This window comes from Gluconacetobacter dulcium (assembly GCF_014174165.1).
GTDB classification, from domain to species: domain Bacteria; phylum Pseudomonadota; class Alphaproteobacteria; order Acetobacterales; family Acetobacteraceae; genus Gluconacetobacter; species Gluconacetobacter dulcium.
Genome location: NZ_JABEQN010000003.1, coordinates 139,130 through 160,878, shown reverse-complemented (window position 1 = coordinate 160,878; position 21,749 = coordinate 139,130). Strand labels below are relative to the sequence as shown.

Genomic DNA, 21,749 nt, shown 5'->3' with positions numbered 1-21,749 from the left:
CTTTTCCGAAGAAAAAGAAGAATAAAGACTGTTATTCGCCTGTCATATGCTTGCTGGAAAAGTGCTTCAGCAAATCAAAATTCGTGTCTTTTGTCTGAAACCGCAATTCCCCACCCGGCCTGACCGCCGGGTGGGGAAAAAATCAGCCCTCGATCTGGCTGAAATCCGCGATCAGCACAGTCATGCGCCGCAGTTCCGCAAGCAGGCGCAGCCGGTTCAGGCGCAGGTCGGCGCGGTCGGCATTGACCGTGACGGCTTCGAAGAAGCGATCCAGCACCGGCCGCAGGCGCGCGGCCTCGCGCATCGCGTCCGTGTAGCGTTCGCTGGCGATCGCGGCCTCGACGGCGGGAATGACATCCAGCAGCATGTTGGCCAGATCCCGTTCCTCGGCCTGCTCGTACAGCGTCGGGTCGGGGGTGCCGTCGTGCGGCCCGTCCTTGCGGTCTTCGATCCGCAGGATGTTGGCGGCGCGCTTCGTGGCTGCCAGCAGGTTTCGTCCGTCATCGGTGGCCAGCATGGCGGCCAGCGCGTCGGTGCGGGCCAGCAGGCGCGTGATGTCGCTGTCCTCATTGCCGCTGGAAATCGCGGCCAGGATATCGTGGCGTGCGCCCTCGGCGCGCAACTGCACGCGCAGACGTTCGGCCACGAAGCCGGGCAGCAGAGTCAGGTCCGGTGCGTCGCGCAGGGCCTCGGGCAGGGCGTCGGCCGCCAGCACGAACAGCCGGACCAGATCCAGCCGCAGTGCGTTTTCCCGGATGATACGGATAATGCCCAGGGCAGCGCGGCGCAGCGCGTAGGGGTCGCCCGAGCCGCCGGGCTTCTCGCCAGCCGCGAAGAAGGCGGTCAGGCTGTCGATCTTGTCGGCCAGCGCGACTGCGATCGAAACCGGCGATGTCGGCACACCGTCATTCTGGCCGCGCGGCATGTAATGCTCGGCAACGGCCGTGGCGACGCTGGCAGGCTCGCCGTCATGCCGGGCGTAGTACGATCCCATCACGCCCTGAAGCTCGGGGAACTCCCCCACCATGCCGGTGGTCAGATCGGCCTTGGCCAACAGGGCGGCGCGCTCGGCTTCGGCGACCGGGGCACCCACCATCGGCGCCAGCAGGCCGGCCAGACGGACGATGCGCCGCACGCGCGCGCCCTGGCTGCCGAGGGCGGCATGGAAGACGATGGCATCCAGCGCCGCCACCCGGCTGGCCAGGGGGCGGGCACGATCCAGATCCCAGAAATGGCGGGCGTCGGCGAAGCGTGCGCGCAGCACCCGCTCGTTGCCCGCGATGGTCAGCGCGCCGCCGTCCGTTGGCTGAAGATTGGCGACGAAGGCGAAACGCGGGGCGGCGGAGCCGTCGTCACGGACCAGCGCGAAATAGCGCTGGTTGACGCGCATCGACACCTGCATGACCTCGGGCGGCAGGTCCATGAAGGTCTCGTCGATCCGGCCCAGGAACGGCACCGGCCATTCGGTCAGCCCCGCGACTTCCTCCACCAGGCCCGGATCGGCGACGATGCGCAGCCCTTCCTCGGCGGCCAGTCGCGCGATGCCGTCCGCGATCAGCGTGCGGCGCTCGGCTGCATCGACCAGAACCTGCCGGGCGCGCAGGCCCTCGCGCCAGTCGGCGGCACCGGTTACGGCGAAGGCGCCGGGGGCGGTAAAGCGGTGGCCCTCGGTCAGTCGGCCGGCGCGCAGGCCGTGACCGTTATCCTCGCCGTCGGCCAGCGCGATATCGACGACCTCGCCATCCAGCAGGCACAGGATGCGGCGCAGGGGCCGGACCCAGGTGAAGGCGCTGCCCTCGCCCCAGCGCATGGATTTGGGCCAGGGAAAGCGCCGCAGGAGAGGCGGCAGAATTTCGGCGATGCGGGTAGCCGCCTCGACCGGCGGAACGGTGCGATTGAGCACCCAGAAGCCGCCTTCCAGCACCAGATCGTCCTGGCTGACGCCATGCTTGCGGGTAAAGCCGGCCAGGGCCTTTTCCGGCGCGCCTTCGCGCGGGCCGCGTTCGGCGATGGTGGTGCCGGGAACGGTGCCGTCCAGCACCAGGGTCAGGGCGATGCGGCGCGGACCGGCGAAGGCGGTGGCATCGCGCGGGTTCAGCGGGGCAAGGGCCTCGGTGACCAGCCGCAGCAGGTCGTCCGCCCCGCGCGCCTGCATGCGCGCGGGGATTTCCTCGGAAAACAGTTCAAGCAGAAATTCGGGCATGACTTATTCCTCGCCGGCCAGCCATGCGTCGCAGCAGCGTCGGGCCAGAGCCCTGACGCGGCCGATATAGGAGGCGCGCTCGCTGACGCTGATCACGCCGCGCGCGTCCAGCAGGTTGAACAGATGGCTGGCCTTCAGGCACTGGTCGTAGGCGGGCTGGGCGATACCGGCTTCCGCCAGCGCCGTGGCCTCGCGCTCCGCGTCGATGAAATGGCGATGCAACATCTCGGTGTCGGCCAGCTCGAAATTATGGCGCGAATAATCCCGCTCGGCGCGCAGGAAAACGTCGCCATAGGTCAGGCCCTGACCGTTGAAATCGAGATCGTAGACATTCTCGACTCCCTGGACATACATCGCCAGCCGTTCCAGCCCATAGGTCAGTTCGGTGGACGGCAGGACGGTGGGGATGCCGCCGACCTGCTGGAAATAGGTGAACTGCGTCACCTCCATGCCGTCGCACCAGACTTCCCAGCCCAGTCCCCAGGCGCCGATCGTGGGGTTCTCCCAATCGTCCTCGACGAAGCGAATATCGTGTTCCAGCGGGTCGATGCCGATGGCGCGATAGCTGTCCAGCAACAGTTTCTGGCTGTCCTCGGGCGTCGGCTTCAGCAGCACCTGGTACTGATAATAATGTTGCAGCCGGTTCGGATTCTCGCCGTACCGTCCGTCGGAGGGCCGGCGGCAGGGCTGGACATAGGCTGCCTTCCACGGCCGCTTGCCCAGCGCGCGCAGGGTGGTGTGCGGCGAGAGCGTACCGGCCCCGACCTCGGTATCGTATGGTTGCAGGATGGCGCAGCCCTGTGCGGACCAGAACTGATGCAGTTTCAGGATCAGGTCCTGAAAGGACAGGGGGCGAGGCGCGGAGGCCGGGACCATGGACGGGGATGCTCCGGTAAGCGATGGAAAACGCATGCCATCCGGCACGCACAGGGGCCGCACCATACAGCCATGAGGCGCGGATCGAAAGGCGGCGCGTAGCGGGGCAGGCTGGGCTTGCGCAATCCATGCGTGCGGGCCACATCTAGGCTTGGCACTCTTGTCGGAGACAGGGACGGAAAGATGAATACCGAAGAACGCGACCTGATCACGAAGTTCGTCGCCCGGGTGGGGGGCGCGCCGCAGGGGGGCTTCGGCAGCGTTCCTGCGACAACGCCCAATCTGCCGCCGATCGACCCGGAGGCCGACCAGTTCATCGGCCAGATGTTCCAGCAATATCCCGAGGCCCGCTACCGCGTGACCCAGATGGCGGTGGTGCAGGAAGCGGCGCTGGTGGCGGCGCAGAATCGCATCCAGCAGTTGCAGTGGCAGCTTCAGCAGGCGCAGCAGGCCCTCCAGGCGCAGCAGCAGCAGCGCCCCGCCGGCAGTGGCGGCGGCATTTTCGGCGGCCTGTTCGGCGGTGGCCAGCGCGCGCAGGCGGCACCTCCGCCGGGTTGGGGCCAGCAGGCCGCTCCGCCGCCGCCTCAGCCGCAGCAGGGCTATCCGATGGGAATGCAGCCGGGGATGTTTCCGGCGCGTGGCTCCGGCTTCCTCGGGTCGGCCCTGACGACGGCGGCCGGCGTCGCGGGCGGCATGATGGTGGGCAACGCCCTGACCGACCTGTTCAGTGGCCATCATGACGCCGGAGGCTTCGGTGGCGCCGGGGCGGGTGGCGAGACGATCATCAACAACAATTACGGGGCGGCTCCGGGGGCCGACCCGTTCGGTGGCGGCGGGACCGATGTCGATCCGGGCTTCGATGCCGGCGGTGGCGACGGCGGCGGTGACTGGGGCGGTGGCGGCGACGACAATTTCTGAGCCGCGCTGATTTCGGCGACGATGAAAGGCGGCCCGAAAGGGCCGCCTTTTTTTGTGTTCGGGGGAGAATCTGCCCTCCGCTCACATTGCCGCGAGGGTGATTGATATCAAACATGAATGAGTGTTATTCAGAAATCGGCCACTAAGGCCATTTCCTCTGTGTCGTCTCATCCGCGGGAAACCGGGGCCGAAAGGCTCCGGTTTTTCCGTTTTGGGGCCGTGCCATCCTCAACCATTCGGGAGGACGGGAACGAGGCGGTTTTCGCCGCGTTGCGGGTATCAGGCCACAACGTTTCGAGAATGGAGAGGCACTATGTCCATCACCGACTCCGCAACGACGCTTGGCGATTTCCTGACCGGCGCCACTTACGATCATTCGGGCCTGGTGACCGCGATCCACGAATATCTGGACGGCGTGAAGCGCGAGCATGGGGTGAACGGCTTCGCCGATCGCGCCGTCGCCGCGGGCTATGGCGATATGGTCGCGCGCTGGAGGGCCGACGGCAACACCGGTCCCATAACCGAGGACATGGTGCGCACCCTGATCGCGCAACATGACCTGGAGCATTTCGCCGCCCAGACCGGCCTGTCGGTACCGGCCGTGGTCACGATCCTGGCGAAACAATTGCCGATCGTGATCTACAAGCGGGCGCACGCGGTCGAACCGCACTGACTTGGCCGACTTGACATCGTGAACGGGTACGGGCGGGGTGATGAAGACGGTCAGGAAGGGAAGACGGCGTGCTGATTCGTGCCGGTTATGACATTGCCCTGACGGTTCAGGCCCCGACCGCGATGGTACTGATGCTCGAGGTCCATCCGGATCGCGAGCCGGACCTGATGACCCCCCAGACCCCGATCTTCGACCCGCCCGTACCGGCACAGCGTTATCTCGACGGGTTCGGCAATCGCTGCACCCGCGTTTTGGCGCCGGCCGGCACATTGCGCACCAGCCTGTCCTTCGTCATCGCTGACAGCGGTCTGCCCGACCGGTGGATGCCCGGCGCGCGGGAGGTGCCGGTGGCGGACCTGCCGGCGGACTGCCTGGTGTTCCTGATGGGCAGCCGCTATTGCGAGACCGATCTGCTGTCTTCCATTGCGTGGTCGATGTTCGGCCATCTGGCGCCGGGCTGGGGGCGGGTGCAGGCGATCGTCTCGTTCGTGCACCAGCATATCCGTTTCGACTACCAGCAGGCGCGCCCGACCCGTACGGCCTATGAAGCCTATCAGGAAGGGGTGGGCGTGTGTCGCGATTATGCCCATCTGGCGGTGACGCTCTGCCGCTGCATGAATATTCCCGCCCGTTACTGCACCGGGTATCTGGGCGATATCGGGATTCCGCCGGTCGATTACCCGATGGATTTCTCGGCGTGGTTCGAAGTCTGGCTGGAAGGCCAGTGGTTCACGTTCGATGCGCGGCACAACATGCCCCGGATCGGACGGATCGTGATGGCGCGGGGACGCGACGCGACGGACGTAGCCCTGACCACGACCTTCGGCCCGGCGGTTCTGTCCAACTTTTTCGTGACGACATATGAGGAATTCGGCTGAAGCGCCGATCGTCCCCGGTCATCATCACCTCGGCCATGTGCGATAAGACTCGCGCGGCTTTTCCTGCTTCCTGTATTGATCGTGTTCATGTCATCCATGGATATCGCCTCGCTTGCCCCAATCGGGCCGGCAGATCGCTCACGCACGTCTCTCGGATGGGGCATTGTGGGCACGGGTGTTATCGCCCGTCATTTCGCCGAAGACCTTGCGCGCGTTCCCGGTTGCCATCTGGCGGGTGTCTCGTCCCGCACGATGGAGAGGGCCGCGCAATTCGCCGGTCTTTACGGCGGGGTCGCGTATGAGGGTCATGACGCGCTGTTGCAGGATGCGCGTGTTGACGCGGTGTATATCGCCACGCCCAATTCATCTCATTTTTCCATGGCCTGGGCCGCCATCGAAAGCGGCAAGAGCGTTCTCGTCGAGAAGCCACTGGTTGTGAATGTGGAGCAGGCCGAACGCCTGATCGGCTTTGCCAGAGAACGGAATGTCTTCCTGATGGAAGGCGTGTGGTGCCGCTTCCTGCCGGCGATCCGGTTCGTGCAACAGGCTCTGGACCGTGGCTCGATTGGAACGGTGCGCAGCGTGACGGGGGAACTCGCGTTTCAACATCCCTACGATGCGACGGACCGATTCTTCGACCCTCTTCAGGGAGGAGGCGCCTTGCTCGATCTGGGATGTTATCTGGTGTCCCTTTCGCTCATGCTCCTGGGACGGCCCGATACGGTTTCAGGCGCATGGTGCGCCGCGCCGACAGGGGTCGATCGGACGGCGCGTCTGGACCTGGATTTCGGTGGCGTTCCGGCGACCCTGCGGTGCGCGTTCGACAATACGGGTGGCAATCTGTTCGTGATCGAAGGCACACGGGGGACGCTTGTCCTGCCATCCCCTTTCATCGGCGCGCGCCAGGTGCTGGAGACCGGACCTGCCATAGGCAGGACTATTCGGGCGTTGGGTAAAAGCCCGTTTGCAGCGCGCCTTTTCTCGAAAATCGCACGGAAGCTGCCCCTGCCGGGTGTCCGGCGCCATGCTTTTGATTTTCCGGGATATGGGCTGCAATTTGAAATAGAGGCAGCGACACGGGCCATACAAAGCGGCGAGACGGCGGCTACGCTTTCTCCGCCCGATGAAACGCTGGAAGTGCTGAAGATTATCCAGACAATACGCGATCTGCCGTGTTCCTGAGGGAAGGCGACGGCGTAGTAAGGAAACCCTCGTTCTTTTTTTGAAAAAAGAACCGGAGAATCCTGATTCGTTCAGGACCATCATGCCGGGTCATGCTCTGGTTCATGAGCGGACCGGAAATCTTTCTTCTTCTTTTCTTCGGAAAAGAAGAGTGGCGCACGCAATGTGATCGGGGAAAGAAGATGGTGAGCCGGGTGGGATTCGAACCCACGACCATTCGATTAAAAGTTAAATACGACCCCGAAAAATCGGCAGAAAACTGCGAACCTCTGGCGGGGCTTTGCTAGAGGTTTGCGATTCGCGCGCAGTTAAATGCTACTGCTCTGCATGTAACATTTTCGTGAGATATGTTGGTGAGCCGGGTGGGACTCGAACCCACGACCATTCGATTACGTACCACTTCGGCTTTAGCCGCCCCGAGGGTTCGTGGTCTGGACTTTATCTTCACCATGGGCCGAAGGCCGTTAGGTGGACCCTGTCAAGTCTCTACACCTTCCATCTTGCGATGGCTTGGCTCGGTATTGGCACGACGCAGAGGTCAGAGCGTTCACCGAGTTTAAGGTCTGTTCCACAGCCAGTTTCCCGACTGCGCTCCCATTGAAAGTCGAATGCTCTACCGACTGAGCTACCGGCTCTCACCAATGCGGCCTCTCTTATAGGGCTTGATCTGAAAGGGCAAGCCCATAGATGGCGTCCCGTGGCCCCCCTATATATAAGGTACCGCTGCGCGCTCAGAGGTCCAACGTCAGCCGCTTCCATTCATGGCATAGCAGCACGGATAGGGGCCTGACGCGGTGCCTGCGACACCTCAAGGCATCCCGGACCTCAGCCATGCTCTTCGTGCCATCAAGCGAATCGAGCCTGACGATTCGCGTCTCATGACACCTCTGACAGTGGGCCTTTAGCTGCCAGTCCTTGTAGGTCGCGACTCGGCTCGCCAGGACGAACCGGCGTTCCTCTTCTTTCTTACGTTGTGACACCGCATGGCCCATGATGAGAACGTATCATGAACATAGGATGTCACGCTAGCAGAGGTTGGATTCCAAGGTCGAAAAGGTCGGGATCAATCAGCTTTGGTAGGTGGTGATGTGATCTCGACGATCTTCCTTCCTAAGGTAGTATATTGGTAAGGAGATTTGCCAATGTGCCCTATCGCAGAAAGTCCACTTGTCTTTCCCTTTGATATGAGCTTGATCGATTCAAGATGAACAAATGCTAGATCAATATCGTCATCGGAAAACGACGATTGGGGCCATATTTCATTTATATGACTGTTGAAAAGATTGTAAACATTTATGCCTGATGCTGAGACGGTGTAAGAGATTTTTGGTATAACGGTAAGAATAGCAACATCAATCTCTTGTAGGCTTTTGATGATCTCCATCCATTCCGGCCGGATTGTCCGCAACTGACCGGTCATCAATCGAGCAACCATAGCGGCCCATAGCTTCTGAAGCTCTTCGCGATCCTCATCTTTCGCGACATCAATGATTTGCTCGGCGACTTTAGATGAGGCTTTTTCATCTAGAGGTAGACCGTCGGTGAATGCTCTTACTTGTTTAGCAATCTCTTCGAGATTGCTGCGTTCGCGATCTTGTCTCCATCTTCGTATCGTGTCGCTACCTGCCCCAACGATTTGTTCAGCGAGTTCTTTTGATCCAGCAGGGAGAAGCCGCACAATGTCTCGGCCGGCAGTGGCTGCGTCGATAATAGGCTGTAGGTCCATGATATCCTCCGATTTGAGATTGGCTTGGATTCCAATCATGGAAAAGCCCCGGCCTTCGCAGACCAGGGCTACCCCTCAGTACTCGGAGGGAAGGAGGATCACGCGATCGTTAACCTCAAGGAAAGCGTAGAGCGTGATCTCCTTGAGGGGGAAGTCCGTGAAGCCGATGAACTGCTCGATCAGGGTAATGGGTCCATCACCCTTGTCACCATCGGTACATACAGCGCGACCCGTCAGCGCATCGTGATCGACAGTGAGCGTCCAGAACTGTCTCTCTTCGGCTTTGACCTTCGCCTCACCCTGGTAGCTGACGATGAGGTCGATGAGCCAAGCCGCTCCATTGTCCATGAGGAACTTCACGCCATCGGTCACGAGGATGCCGGGATAGTAGCGATACCAATGCTCGGTTCCTGTGAACTGGCTGAGGTTCGCCCGTGTGATCTCTTGTGTCATGCTATGTCCTGATTCAACACGACAAGCTCCTTGCGTGTCATTGGTGTGTTGAAGCGAGACAAGTTGTCTTCGATATCCTGATACTCATCCTTGGTGATGACCATCTCCCTGCTATCAATGATGCGATCATCGGAGAGGGAATATGTTTCAAGAACAACGTAGAGCATTGCTTGTCTCCTTCCCTCATTTTCTAGTACCGGGAAGGAGCAGGTACAACCGATCTTTGGCCTGTTAGGTCATATTGATTGGTTGACTTGTTGGTTTTCTGGAAAGGAAGTTTTGAGATTTAGCCAAAAAAAAGCCCGGACTGTGCCGGGCTCTGTGGACCTATTTCGGTCCTCTATAATACTTGCCTCTTACGGCATGTCTTCCATCAAACTCACATGGTCCATCGGGGGGAGGCTCTTTAGCGAGCCTCTTTAGCAGTTCGATTTGGTCAGGCGGTAAATCGAGATTCATATCTTCTAATCTCCGCTCGGGTAGCTTGTCGAACAGAGATGATGCGTCCTTGTTCGGTTCCATCATACATTTCCTCCAAGTCTGTGTGGACAACGAAAAAGTAACCTTCAAGTTTGCCGATTGTTTGCCATCTATCACCGTCCTCGTGAGGATCGGGCTCTGTTAATGCGTTGGGGTCATTCTCAAGTAACCTAGCCCCGATAGCAAGTGAAATCCCGTTATGCTTTTGCCTGTTTATCTCGTCTTTTTTCTTTGACCAGACCCATTGCATCGTTTTGTAAGTCCTTCTTTCTGCTTACAAAACAACTTTATGTTCGATGAATACCTGTTCCTACGCCAAAGGTTTGTTTTTATTACCTTTTTGTTCTTGCTCTTGCATCAAAAAGAAACCCGGCAGTTACGCCGGGTTGGGTAGTGGCTTAGTGTCCTCGCGTGTTGCGTTCCGTCTTGCCGGTCTTCGGTGTTTCCGGCTTTGCTGTTGCGGTCTCTGCTGCCGCCTCAGGCTCGTCTGCTTTGCGCTTGCGCTCCGATGTCTCAAGCAAGGGCTTGTCGAGTTCTCCGGCGTTCGCTGCCTGGATCAGCAGTTCCAGAACCGCCTTTACATCGTCCAGCTTCGGGCCTGTTTTGATGATGCTGCCTGCGTCGGAAAGCTGGATCTTCTTGCTGCCATAACGCGGCTCCACGCTGTAGCCCTTCGGCCCTTTGGTCCACCATGTTGAGAACCGGACTGCCTTGTCGAACTTTACTGTTTCACCAGCTTCATCCTTCTCACGACGCTCCCTCGTGAGGGTGAAGGGCTTGTTCTCGACTTCGGCTTGCAGGGCCTGCAACTGGACTTCGACGCCCTCCACGAAGCGTTTACGGACGTGAGGCGCACGATCGTGTTCGGCTTCGACTTCGGCAACAAAAGTGAGTTTGCTAAGTGCGGACATTTTTTAATCTCTGTGCTCTGTAGTGCTTTGCGTTGTTGCTGCCCTACAAAGCAACAATGCTGCCTTCCTGATTCCATTCCTACGTCAAAGACAAGGTTTCTTATAATCTTTGGCGTTGACATAAAGGATATTTGGAAATGCACGCATTCGCGAAAGTCACAAAAAAAGGCAGCTTGTAGCTGCCTTTTTTCTTGCTCTTTGCTGTTTACGGTATGCCGTCGCGCTTCCCCAGCTCATATGCGTGTTTGAGCATTTTGACGAGGTTGCCAATGTATATGGACTTAAAATCCTCCTGGTCATTGTTTTTAGGCTCGATAGCGCGGAAGCCCGAGTATCCCGTGATAACTTTAAGGAGTTGTTCGTCTGTCACTTGTAAGTTCCTCTTTCTGCTTACAAGTTAAGCGTAGTACCTATGATGCGTAGGTACTACCGTTTTCCTCCTATCTTATTATCTTTTATAGGTTGACGTATATAAGAAAAGATAAACCAACAGGTAGACGTATATCTGGAGTTGATTTGTTCCATGTAGAATGTATGTTATGAATACAGGACCAGATGGTCGAAAAACGCCAATATCCTCGCGTATCGCTGATATCGTCAGTCTTATTTCGGTCCTATGGCCATCCAGAAAAATGGTCCTGATTGCCCATCAACTGTATGGACTATGTATCCTGTTCCAGACTGATCGGAAATTTATAGATCCATATGTGTCGTTATAGGAGTAACAACAATGGAAACTGGTGTATCACTGAACGCGGTGGAAAAGGTTATATTTCCAGGGGCGTTGCTTCGGCCAGATTGAATGAGATGGCCTGGATCAAGGGGAAGATTAGCTGTCGGTGTGTAGCTGGATAACGCATTATCAACGAAAGCTGTCGTGGCAACATTAGTCGATGAATCGCCCGCTGATGGCGTCAAGGTTGTTGATCCACCGGGCATTTGAACTTGACCCGAGAAAACAGGGCTTGCCTTTGGAGCTAACAGCGAATCAGCATTTTCTCTTGCTGTTGCTTCAGCGGATATCAGACCTTGAACAAATGCTGTGCTGGCTGCGTTGGTCGAGTTATCGGTTTCCGCGACAGTCTGGATATTGAGCGATCCCGTTATCGTTCCACCAGTAAGCGGAAGATAGCCACCAATCATGTCGGAAAGGATCGTGGACATCTGGTTGGTCTTGGTGCCGTCCAGAACGCCACCACGATCTATGATGACCGCTGCTATCTCGCCTTGAATGTTATTGGCCCATGAAGCACTGATCGGTGTTCCGGGTGTTAATGTCGATGGATCAGCATCCTGAAACTGACCGTTTTCTGTGTTAATGAGTTCCATATAATACCTTCGAAGTTAATAGATTCGAAGGTATTTATTTTTTATGATTGTTTTATCTGTTATGAAATAGTTGTTTGTATGCTTGAATATAGGTTTTGATAGATCGTGTCACGCTGATCATCCGTGACGGCGCTATCAACGCCAATGAAACCTATAATGTCTGAAACGGTACATGAAGGGTAGAAGCGGTTCCAGCATACGTTCATGATACCATTGAACTGGTCCACGATAGGTCCTTCCGCTGAATCGCTATATATCTGTGAACCGTTCTTGCAGATCCTTAGATATCCATCTTTCTTATATATTAGGTATCTAGCCGATCCCCAATATTCAGTTAGAAGGACGTATATATATGTATAGTCAGACCATACAAAACGCATCCCTCCATTAAACTCACCACTGGAGACAAGATAATGTCCAGCCGTATAACTGATAGAAGATGAGGACCCTGAAGCGGTCACTGATATCTCGCCAGTAGACTGATTGGCACCGATCGTTATTCCCGAAGATCCTCCGACAAAGTTCAGGATAAGTGAACCGCTCTCTGAGGTTGTGCTGCCGTCTTCGGATGAAAACAGAGATCCACCATTATACTCAACGCTGTAGATGTTTAGCTGGCTTCTCACAAAGGGAACATTCGTGACGATCTCACTCTCGCCTGTTATGTTTAACTGTGAGTTTGGTCCAAAGATGAAGTTCTTCTGAGAGTAAGCGTATGTGAAAGTGTAGTCATCTAAACCAATGGCTATATTGGCACCAAAGGCGAAGAAAAATGTATAGTACATCTCGCCGTCTATAGGTAGCGTCATATCCATACGGTTGTAGAGACGATCATTATTATCGTAATCGCCGAAGTCGCCGCCGAAGTGGGGAACGTAAAAGTTCACATCGCGGGCCATCATATATCGCGGATAATCGGTATATGTAGATGGTGGATTCGTCGTCGTCGCATTCCCCCATTGGGAATCTTCACCCTTGAATGGACCTAAATCGGCACCATTTCCGCTCTGATCATACCATGTCTTGACCAACGGGGTATCAGGTGAAAACTGACTTACGATCGTAGGATCGACGGTAGCACCAATGCCGTTCTCTGCCCCACCAAGGGTATAATAGAAGTCAGTAGGCGATGTTCCGTCTGACTTGGTTAAGGAGAATGCTGGACCTTTATAATCGGCAACGAGCCTACATGGCCAGATAACAGTGGTCGGAGATAGGCCAAGATCAACGAACATATCGGTATTAAAGAATATCTGAAGTGATGATGGCGATACCAAGATCGTGTCGGTGTTCGTTTCGGATAAACTGAACAGAGCACAGCAGGCACCTTTTGCTGGCGTATAGTTTATGGCGTGCGTCTGTGTTGGAAGATTTTCCGTGATCGTCGCTCCACTACCATCAGGAAAAGCTCCGTTGGCTCCGCCATCCAGCACGTTGATATCAAAGCTGTATGTTGGATTGTATGGGAAATCGACGGTCACTACCGAGGTGTTGTCACTGTTGACCGTAACTGATGGGATTAGCTTCCAAGACAGACTGATATCAGGCTCGAAATATCGAGAGAACTGTCCAAGGACTGGTGACTCTGGGCCATTCTCATAAATGCCGTAGCGTGTCGTTGATCCAAATGGGTCTAAGGTGAGAGGATATGTGTTCTCATGTAATCCAGAGAAGTCAGTATAATAACCGTTGAACTGTGGTCCAGAGCACCAGATTCCCATGGGTATATTTTCATAGTAGCATCCATTCGTCATTCCGGTGACTACTTCCTTCCACGAATCCGAGGATAGAGATTCCTTGGTGTCTTGCTGACCACCGCCCGTTTCCCCGATCATGAACTTCCAACCATATTGCTCGGCAAATGGCTTCACCCATTCTAAGCGTCTTGGTCCGGTCTGGGCACTGATTGGATAGTCGGAGTAGCCGTCACCTTCCTTCATAATGTCATCCATATAAGGCGCTCCACCTCCCGAATATGTATCGAGATAGATATCCCATACGATGAAGTCTCGATTGGATGGGTCCTTTATGTTCGCGATACCAGCGTTTAGACTGCTGAACTGAGTGGGGTTTCCTCCGATCCCATCGACAAGAACGTATATCTGATCGTTGATTTCCCTGACTGCGGATAAACCGATTTCACTGAACCTATTGAAGATATCGGTTGTCATACCTTGTAGGGCCACTGATGCTGGCTCGCCGTTCAGTTGGATGCCACAAAATCCCGGAGCGTCTTGGAAAACTCTTGTCTGGGTCTGTAATAGATTCTCAAATACTTTCTCGGTGAATATACCATCTCCGAATACGCCTACGCATCCATCCAGGCACCATTGAGAATCGTTATGGTTGGAGGTGATCGTTTTAATGCCATACTTGTAAGCGGTGCTTATTGATGTTCTCTGCATGACGGAGTTGAATGGCTGAGGATCGCCGAAAGGCTGATCTTGAATAAGTTCATAGGCGTTACAAAGTCGTTGATATTTCAGATTTCTCTGACTGTAATATGAGTAATAACCTTCAGTAATCCAGAACGGGTTTCGTGCGAAAATATTGGTAAGACTACCCCATCGATAGCTTTCCGGCGATGAAAAAGACAGGAAGCTGAAAAAGCTTGGCAGATCATCTACAGGAGCAGGTGCGGAAGATAGTGAGTAGAAGCTCGTTATCTCGTCCTGTGTTGTGGTAACTCCGTTATAGATAATCGTGCAGGGGATCGGTGTTGTGTCGATTAGGCAGTTATGGGCGTCGTAGAGCATCATATAGAATGTCTTAACAAAATCACTTGTTACATTGTCATTTACCTCGACCTCAACTGTCGCTGTCTGCTGACCTTCTTCAAAGGTCACAAATCCCTTTGAAAAGGTATAGTCGACGAGGTTCTTATCCGGTAAGCCTTCGACAAAAGATCCCGCGCTTCCATCGACCAGAGAATATTTACAGAATGCCGGTTCTGGCATTGGATGGGTTAGGGTTATATTAAATCTTGCTATCGCCATTTAAATCTACCTCATTAATGTTGCATATAATCTATGGTGTATGGAATCTTTTGTGTGATGGTGTTTGTTCCATCTGTACAAGTGAGTGTTATATAATGAACGCCATTTGTAACTGTATTTACGGTGCCTTCACCGACATAGATGGTGAGAGGGATCATCACGACATCCATGACGCCGGACGATGCGTTGACGATGTAGCCGTAACCGGATGGAGTTGAAGAGACGGTTGAGCTATTGAGCCCGATAAGATCACCACCACCTACGTCAGGTTCGAGTGTATAAGTCATTTCAATGTAGGCATCACTGTTTAGGACATATAGGGGACCTCCTAATGTTTCAGTGAAGCCGTGAGAAAGATCCGTGACAGTGATTTCAGTTTCGCTGGTAGGTAGGTTCTGGAACGTCATTACACTTGCGCCGCCGACTATATAGTAGGTCGCCGTACTGTTGAGATTATTGCCATCAAGCGTAATGTTGATTTCAGACTGAGAGGAAGAGAGCGGCTTGAACTGCATCATGAGTGCCGCCCCAGATATCTCCCTCGCGCTTCCCGTTATAGTGGCTGTATGGTCATCAATCTGTGTGTAAAGCGTCGGGAAATAGTTTCCGAAGTTTCTTATCAAGCAGTCAGGGGCGGATACGGTGAGCATCATGGTATGGTTCATGTCAGACCCAAGATTGTCTGCCACTATGGACGCCCTGACGGCGCTATATACGGACATTGGCATAGTGAACGGGGTATCTACAGTGTTGCCGCCATTGAAGATGACTTTAGGCACGCATACGCCGGGATCTACGGTCGTTACGTTTACCGTTGTTGGAGAAGAGATCGCTTTGATGGGAGATCCGGGATTTATAACAACGAGTTTTCGTTGCGGTATTCCATCTTCGGAATCATATGCGAGATAGAAATATCTTCTGGACTGTCCGGGTGCTAAGGTGCGAATGCGAATATCAACCGTGTCCGATGTAACTGCGCCACTGGATGCCACATAATCGATTCCGGCCTTCGCGGTTCCATCTTCAGTTCGGTAATAGGTTCCTTCAGGGATACTTGATACGTCTACGGCCTGTGTTGTCAGAATGTTCGCGGTGACGGTAGAATGCGCAACAGGGTAGATCGGCATACCGCCGCATTGCCCGATGCCGTATCCGATCTGCGGAACCGTTTGATCATACCATTTGAAGACGACATTAAACTGTGCCTCTTCTCCTATAGTCTGTGTGAGCAGAGGTACGTTCGCATAAACGGTTTTCCATCCGGGAGGGATAAGGGTGCCGTGTTCTGTGGATTCGTAATCTACATCCTGAACGGCTGTGCCATCTTGCGTCTCCCAGGTGATCAGTCTTGGAATGGTATCGGTGAACGGAACGGAGAACGGAACCTTCAGGGTATTCTGAACAGGTGCTACGGGTGGATAACTGACCGCGCAAGTCGCTGACGTATCGGATATGGACCCATCCTCATATGTCAGCTTTATCGGGATTCTAAATGATATATTGGCGTCGGCCGTGCCGTAGTTCGGCATGATCGTTATGGGTAGAGTAAAGGACTTGCCAGAGCTATCGAGTGTAGCTGATCCGCTCGTTGAAAGGTAGTCAAAGCCCGATACCGCCGTTATGTCAGCCGTGGAGTAGGTGAGAGAACTGAGATTCTCCAAAGAACCAGAGAGCGTGACTTGGCAGTCTGCTGTGACGGATTCTGGCAAAGGATAGGTCAGATTCGAGAGGTTTGTTTGATCCAGAGTAGCTGTGGCTGAGATAAGTGGTCCCGGAGAACCTTCGTACCAGTAAACACTAATATGTGCTGGGATAAGGGGAGTAAGTTCACATTGTAGAACTGAAAGGCTCTGGTCTGTGGTGAGGTTTTGAATCGTAATCACGAAATCAATATCGCTGGAACTTGCCACACCTAATGTACCGCCTACCTGAGATAATCCGCAGGTAAATCCGCTCCATTCAGTAATCTTGATCTGATATCCAAGCATCGCCGCATAGTCGATGTAGAACTGCTTTGACATCCTGCCTGTCCAAGTCAGACGGGAGACGATCTGGGCGCGTTGCTGTTCCAGTGTAAGCGATGAGGCGGCGCAGGTGCTCTGGCCGACTGTATCTTGCCATTCATCAATGAAGTTCGTTGTCGTGGCGGGAAATACATCAACGAGGAGATCACAGGCCGAATCATCCGTGCGTTGTAGTTCTTGTGAAAGCCCATCAATGACCGATCCCATAACGCTGGGATGGTCTTTAGGCCATGCTGGGCCGTTGGGAAGAAGCTGTCTGAGGGCGGTAGAATACTGCTTTGCTGTCGTACGTGGTGTTAAGTCTGTCATCCAGTTCTCCTTAGTTCCAGGCTATCGTGCCAACTTCGGGAAGTTGGCCGATAACTAGGCTGATATCCCCCGATGGAGAGAGAAGACTGAATGACGTTGTTCCTGCGGCTGCGCTTATTGTGTTAATAATACTCGCGTTTGATATGTAGGTTCCCAACGGTGTTCCTTCGAGATGGAACAGATCGCTGATCGCTGTTTTGACGGCTGACTGGACAGACGCGGTTGCCGACGACAGGCCAGTGATTGAGAAAGCTATGGACGTGTTGACGGGACTACAGACAACGAGGATCTCGCCCACGGGCTTCTCGGAATCCAGAGCATTGGCAACGGTCAACTGGTCGCCGGTAGCCGTGGTGTATCTGGGCTCGCCTGTAGCGGCTCCGTTGGTGCCTTGTGGGTAGCCCTGGAACTGGTTTGTTCGATCACCCATCACATAGAGCATGACCTGACCGCTCTTGATCGGGGTTGTGGCGCACCAAGCCTGATTGACGCCTGGAACCGCGAGAGCCCAATCAACATGGTCCTGTGCCGATCCCCCGATGGAACGGATACTGAAGGCGTCCTTCATGCGGACGCGAAGTGAGTCGTCCGTCTCCATGTCAGCGCCCGAGGTGATGGCCGAGGTGAGGGTGGCCTGGCTCTGAACACCTGCTATGGGGCTGGCCAGCGAGAGCGTCGTGCCCGCTGCTGTGTTGCCCTGGGAGCCCGAGGCCGTAGCTGTGATGGCTACAGGGCTTCCAACATTGGAAAGAACGTCAGTGGTGTAGGTGAAGCCGTCTGATCGCTGGATGACGGTGCCGGCTGGTATGCTGGTTCCTGCCGTTCCAGTGAAGGTTATGGTCCCGATAGCAAAACTGGCGGGCTTTCTCGTGATCCCTTTGAGGGATGCCCATTCTTCCAGATAAACGTCAGTGGATGTGCCGGGAATGGACTGTAGGGAGACGTATTGAAGGAAACCCCATATCAGGTAGAGTTCCTTGGCCTGGGCTCTTGAGAAATATCGAACCGTAGAAGTGTTTGGTAAGTTGACGCCGGTAGAGTTGACTACATCTTGTTCTATTCGCGCCTGTATGGCGCTGTATGTCGGGGATGGTAATGGCATAGATCGACCTCAATAATGATGAATATTCATCGACTATTTAGAGGTTCGGTCTGTTCGTGATGGCCGATGCCAGAAGACGAGGGACGCTCTCAGACGCCCGTACAGTGCTGTCGAGCTGTGCTGCGCTCTCAGCTAGCTGGTGGGGGGAAAGCACGCTGTGCGGGCTTCTCAGGGGCTCGTTGGGTGCCCTCGTAACTGCGGATACAGGAAAGCCCCGGCATTGCTGCCGGGGCTCCATGGTTCACGATATGTTCCTATTAAGAACGAGCTTTTGCGCCGGATGCCTGCGATCCGCCAGTGTTTGGTGTGATGGTTGGATTCATCAACGCATCGACATTTCCTAGTGACCAGTTATCTGCGTTCAACTGAACAACAGCATTGGGGTTGGTAACAGTGAAGTCGATTCTGTTCGATAGTTTCCAAGCAACCAAGTCCTGGCCGAAGGTGTTAATCTGCTGTCCAGATGAGTTCACGAATGAACCTTCATTGGTCTGCTCAATCTGATAAGACCCAGCATCGGCAACCAAGAGGTGCTGTGGAGCAGCTAGGAAGATTGGCGAGACAGTGTTGGTTGGTGTCTCTGCTGTGTTGGCAACGTCAGTTGGAAGCTGAGTTGTACATAGAATATCATATCCCATCAACTTTCCGCTGTTGAGTTCGTCGCGGAACGGATACACACCCAATGTAGAAGATGATGCCTTGAGGAAGTTCTTAATGCGAGGGTTCATGATCCATTTCAAGTTGGAAGAATCAACAACATTACCTTCAATCTGAGATACGGCACGCAATAGGTCCATGGAGATTGATTGGAAATCGAATCCCGATGATGCGATGGTATTGGAAGCATCGGAGCCAGCTACGAAACCTGCAAGACCCATTGGCTGACCCTGATTTGAACCAGTTGTTAGGTTTGTAAGAAGAGCCTTATCCTCGAAAAGTGCTGTCTGTTCAACAAGATCGTATGTGATCTTGGTGGCAAGATCGAATGCGGAGAACTGAAGCATTTCACGGGTTGCGTAAGTAAATGCTGCGAGTTTCTTCCAGATCAGGTTAATGGTGTCGATGTTTAGGCTTGAACTTGTGATCTGTGAACCTTCTGCGGTCCAGTAAGCGGTTGCGCCTGCTACCTGACGTGGAATGGTCAAGTTGCCGTTTGGCATAACGATGGAATCAGCGATACTACGGATAACTGATTTTGCACGAAGAAGCTCAATGAAGCCTCTGTAGTCCTGGGCAACGACTGGCTGACCTGTTGACGTCATGTCTTTGACCAAGCGAGTAGCTTCCGTCTCACCAAACGATTTTGTCAAATCAGAATGAACGGCGGTTGCATTCCTCTTCTGCTGTAGAAGAAGGCTTGTAACGGCTTTGCGACCTATAGCGAAGCGGTCATCAAGATCAGGTGTTGCACCCTTGTTGATGTTGAAACGCTTTACAGACTTCTCGTCTCTATCGTCAGAGTCGTCTTCCTTATCTTCACACTCATCAGCTTTCGAGGCTTCAATCTCTTCCGAACGAGCAAGACGTGTCTCAAGCTGACGAACACGATTCTGTAGGTCTTCGTATTCCTTTTCAGCGTCAGTTGTATCATCGCCGTCATCCTCAGCCTTGGAAAGTACCTGGAATGCCTTCTCTAGTCTTTTTACGGCCTTATCTAGCTCGGCCTTTATTTCAAATGATCTAATGGACATATAGTGTCTCCTTAAATGTTTCGGTAATCACCTCTCCTATTTATTGCGTGTGATTATTTTGTTGTTCTTAGTTTGATTTTTGCGAGTTCTATCTCGCGCTCTAATCTCTTGCGGTTAATCTTCTTGACGTTTGGAATAACGGGCACTTCGATTTCGATGGACTTCTCGCTCTCTTCGATGGGAAGGCGAGGAACAAGAAGGGCTTCCTGATTGCAGGGAACAGGGACAATCGAGAACTCAAGTAGTTCTGATTCCGTGATCTGCATTCCGCCTTCGTCGTTGATGCTGTAGTTGAGGGCTCGGAATCCAATGCTCACGGCACTGATGAAGCCGTCGCGTAATGCTCGACGGCAGAACTCAGCATCAGGACCAACGACAGGGTAATCGCCTGGGCAGAACTGGACGGTGCCTTGCCAGCCATTATCGACGCGACGAAGATCAACGCATTTTCCAATGGGCCATGCTTGATCGTTATGGATTTTGAGAACTACCGGATTTCTCAGATAGTTCGTAATATCGAGGCCGTCAGGTTCAACGATATCGCAGGCGCGATCCATGGCGTCGTTGGTGATGATGAACGTGAACAGTTCATGGTCATCAGAATCAACAGCCTTGATCTGGTAGTCTCGTGTTATTGTTTTATCGAGAGTCGTAATGTCTTGTGCCTTAATGGCCTCCTTAAAACTCTTTAGACTGATATGATTTTTCATTATGATTCTTCACTTTCAACTTCATTATCGGTTGGCATTTCTCCTGCTTGTGTTGTTTCGGAGCCGTCTTTCTCACCGACTGCTCCGGTATTGAGGGGACGCATGATAGTGTCGCCGCCTTCATAGCCAGGACGACCTTCATCAGCGCGCCATTCATTGGGTGACAAGAGACCGGAGACGACAGCCTTTACGCCTGCGTCAACGCGATCCTTGTAGACAGGCATTACCAGTTGTGTGTCATCGAACTTGATACGGTAATGCTTCTTGTCATCACCGACGAGTAGTAGATCATTGACGATCTGCTCGAACTGCTTGGTGATAGGTTCGAGTGTTTCGCTGATGTAGGTGCGCTCTTTCTGTTCGATGGATGCTGCTGCGTCTTTGTCATCCAGCCCCAGCTTATGGGGAGGGAAGTTCCAGAGCATCGCGACGTTGCGCTTCGACTCTTCACCCATTTCGGGAAGCATCAAGTCCCGTGGGCTCAGGTTCATTGGAATGAGATCAACATCAGGGGGAAGGGCAGGTCCGACGCCTGTGTTGGCCGTCCCCGCTATGCCTTTCATCAAGTTCTCGCGGAGTTCCTGTAGCTTCTCAGGCTTATATCGCCCCGAGGTCTTGATGATGTATTGGAGGGAAACGCCGTTACGGAATGCGCCGGCACGGGTCTCTTGAATGGCAAGGTCGATACCGATGACCTCGGCCGCCAGGGTAATGGGGCTTTGACCGACGATATTGTTGTTGAGGTTCGATCCGACGAGGTGGATCATGTCGTCTTGGAAGATAGTTCGAGAGGGGCCGTTTATGTCTTCGTTGGCTTTACTCGTCTTTTTTCCAACGAACTGTTTTGATGTTGCGTGATATACGCGATCGCCATTCTGTGCCTCAGAGACGCTGACCTGTCCGCTATCCAGTCCGATCAACTCCGATGGCCTGCCATCACGACCACGGATGATTGCCAGATAGGCATTACCAAACAGGAGATATTGAATCAGATTGTTGTTCAAGAACTGGAACCACGATTTATCTCGTGAGTTCGGCCTGCTGAACAAATCGGATAGGGGATGATATGGTGCGTCAATCCATCCGCCCGTCTCATGGAGTGCCTGAACCTTGAGGGGCATCTTCGCGATGGACGAAGCGATTGTGGTGACGCAGGTATAAACCGTGCTGGACTTCATCGCTGTCGAAGGAGTGACCACGACACCTGAGAAGGTTGTGCCGCCGCTCAGAAGGCCAGGGTTGATCCCGAAGAACATCGGGGGTTCGACAAAGTTTGGAACCTGGGTAT

The 21,749-nt window shown here is 54.2% G+C and carries 20 protein-coding genes; 5 read left to right on the top strand and 15 right to left on the bottom strand.

What is annotated here, in order from left to right; all coding sequences use genetic code 11:
* Positions 1-142: 142 nt before the first annotated feature.
* Positions 143-2,203 carry a glycine--tRNA ligase subunit beta gene (gene glyS / locus HLH25_RS03725; protein WP_182972793.1) on the bottom strand — a complete coding sequence of 687 codons (2,061 nt, stop codon included), beginning with the start codon at positions 2,201-2,203 and terminating at the stop codon, positions 143-145.
* 3 nt (positions 2,204-2,206) lie between these two features.
* Positions 2,207-3,079, bottom strand: coding sequence for a glycine--tRNA ligase subunit alpha (locus HLH25_RS03720; RefSeq protein ID WP_114727829.1), 873 nt, complete (start codon positions 3,077-3,079; stop codon positions 2,207-2,209).
* 183 nt (positions 3,080-3,262) lie between these two features.
* On the opposite strand from HLH25_RS03720, the gene HLH25_RS03715 reads away from it, so the two are divergent.
* The 5 genes from HLH25_RS03715 to HLH25_RS03695 all read left to right on the top strand — a co-directional run bounded on the left by HLH25_RS03715 (position 3,263) and on the right by HLH25_RS03695 (position 7,017).
* Positions 3,263-3,997, top strand: coding sequence for a DUF2076 domain-containing protein (locus HLH25_RS03715; RefSeq protein ID WP_182972792.1), 735 nt, complete (start codon positions 3,263-3,265; stop codon positions 3,995-3,997).
* 313 nt (positions 3,998-4,310) lie between these two features.
* Entirely contained in the window at positions 4,311-4,670 is a 360-nt protein-coding gene (locus HLH25_RS03710; protein ID WP_182972791.1) for a YidB family protein, read from the top strand.
* A gap of 68 nt (positions 4,671-4,738) precedes the next feature.
* Positions 4,739-5,548, top strand: a complete 810-nt coding sequence (locus HLH25_RS03705; protein WP_182972790.1) for a transglutaminase-like domain-containing protein — start codon at positions 4,739-4,741, stop codon at positions 5,546-5,548.
* 165 nt (positions 5,549-5,713) lie between these two features.
* Positions 5,714-6,730, top strand: a complete 1,017-nt coding sequence (locus HLH25_RS03700; protein ID WP_182972789.1) for a Gfo/Idh/MocA family protein — start codon at positions 5,714-5,716, stop codon at positions 6,728-6,730.
* A gap of 104 nt (positions 6,731-6,834) precedes the next feature.
* On the top strand, positions 6,835-7,017 hold the full coding sequence (locus tag HLH25_RS03695) for a hypothetical protein (RefSeq protein ID WP_182972788.1): 183 nt from the start codon (positions 6,835-6,837) through the stop codon (positions 7,015-7,017).
* A 776-nt stretch (positions 7,018-7,793) separates the two neighbouring features.
* Here HLH25_RS03695 and HLH25_RS03690 read toward each other — a convergent pair.
* From HLH25_RS03690 to HLH25_RS03635, 13 genes are all read right to left on the bottom strand, one after another.
* Positions 7,794-8,456, bottom strand: a complete 663-nt coding sequence (locus HLH25_RS03690) for an Abi-alpha family protein (protein WP_182972787.1) — start codon at positions 8,454-8,456, stop codon at positions 7,794-7,796.
* 75 nt (positions 8,457-8,531) lie between these two features.
* The gene (locus tag HLH25_RS03685; RefSeq protein ID WP_246401156.1) at positions 8,532-8,909 is read right to left on the bottom strand and encodes a DUF6876 family protein; all 378 of its coding nucleotides are present in this window, start codon (positions 8,907-8,909) and stop codon (positions 8,532-8,534) included.
* Positions 8,906-9,076, bottom strand: a complete 171-nt coding sequence (locus HLH25_RS03680; RefSeq protein WP_182972786.1) for a hypothetical protein — start codon at positions 9,074-9,076, stop codon at positions 8,906-8,908. Before HLH25_RS03680 ends, HLH25_RS03685 begins: the two co-directional genes overlap by 4 nt.
* Positions 9,077-9,345: 269 nt before the next feature.
* Positions 9,346-9,639: a BrnT family toxin gene (locus tag HLH25_RS03675; protein ID WP_182972785.1), complete on the bottom strand. Its 294-nt coding sequence runs from the start codon at positions 9,637-9,639 to the stop codon at positions 9,346-9,348.
* 148 nt (positions 9,640-9,787) lie between these two features.
* Positions 9,788-10,300, bottom strand: coding sequence for a hypothetical protein (locus HLH25_RS03670; RefSeq protein WP_182972784.1), 513 nt, complete (start codon positions 10,298-10,300; stop codon positions 9,788-9,790).
* 205 nt (positions 10,301-10,505) lie between these two features.
* Positions 10,506-10,670 carry a DUF6900 domain-containing protein gene (locus tag HLH25_RS20735; protein WP_375288958.1) on the bottom strand — a complete coding sequence of 55 codons (165 nt, stop codon included), beginning with the start codon at positions 10,668-10,670 and terminating at the stop codon, positions 10,506-10,508.
* Positions 10,671-10,993: 323 nt separating this feature from the next.
* Positions 10,994-11,629 carry a hypothetical protein gene (locus HLH25_RS03665; protein ID WP_182972783.1) on the bottom strand — a complete coding sequence of 212 codons (636 nt, stop codon included), beginning with the start codon at positions 11,627-11,629 and terminating at the stop codon, positions 10,994-10,996.
* Between the two features lie 59 nt (positions 11,630-11,688).
* On the bottom strand, positions 11,689-14,625 hold the full coding sequence (locus HLH25_RS03660; RefSeq protein WP_182972782.1) for a hypothetical protein: 2,937 nt from the start codon (positions 14,623-14,625) through the stop codon (positions 11,689-11,691).
* A 14-nt stretch (positions 14,626-14,639) separates the two neighbouring features.
* Complete coding sequence (locus HLH25_RS03655; RefSeq protein WP_182972781.1) at positions 14,640-16,958, bottom strand: putative phage tail protein; 2,319 nt, start codon at positions 16,956-16,958, stop codon at positions 14,640-14,642.
* A gap of 10 nt (positions 16,959-16,968) precedes the next feature.
* The gene (locus tag HLH25_RS03650; protein ID WP_182972780.1) at positions 16,969-18,060 is read right to left on the bottom strand and encodes a baseplate J/gp47 family protein; all 1,092 of its coding nucleotides are present in this window, start codon (positions 18,058-18,060) and stop codon (positions 16,969-16,971) included.
* A 257-nt stretch (positions 18,061-18,317) separates the two neighbouring features.
* Entirely contained in the window at positions 18,318-19,751 is a 1,434-nt protein-coding gene (locus HLH25_RS03645) for a phage major capsid protein (protein WP_182972779.1), read from the bottom strand.
* Between the two features lie 53 nt (positions 19,752-19,804).
* Positions 19,805-20,461 carry an HK97 family phage prohead protease gene (locus tag HLH25_RS03640; RefSeq protein WP_182972778.1) on the bottom strand — a complete coding sequence of 219 codons (657 nt, stop codon included), beginning with the start codon at positions 20,459-20,461 and terminating at the stop codon, positions 19,805-19,807.
* Positions 20,461-21,717 (bottom strand): phage portal protein, encoded by a 1,257-nt coding sequence (locus HLH25_RS03635; protein WP_182972777.1) that lies wholly within the window; start codon positions 21,715-21,717, stop codon positions 20,461-20,463. The genes HLH25_RS03640 and HLH25_RS03635 overlap by 1 nt, the downstream gene beginning before the upstream one ends.
* Positions 21,718-21,749 lie beyond the last annotated feature (32 nt).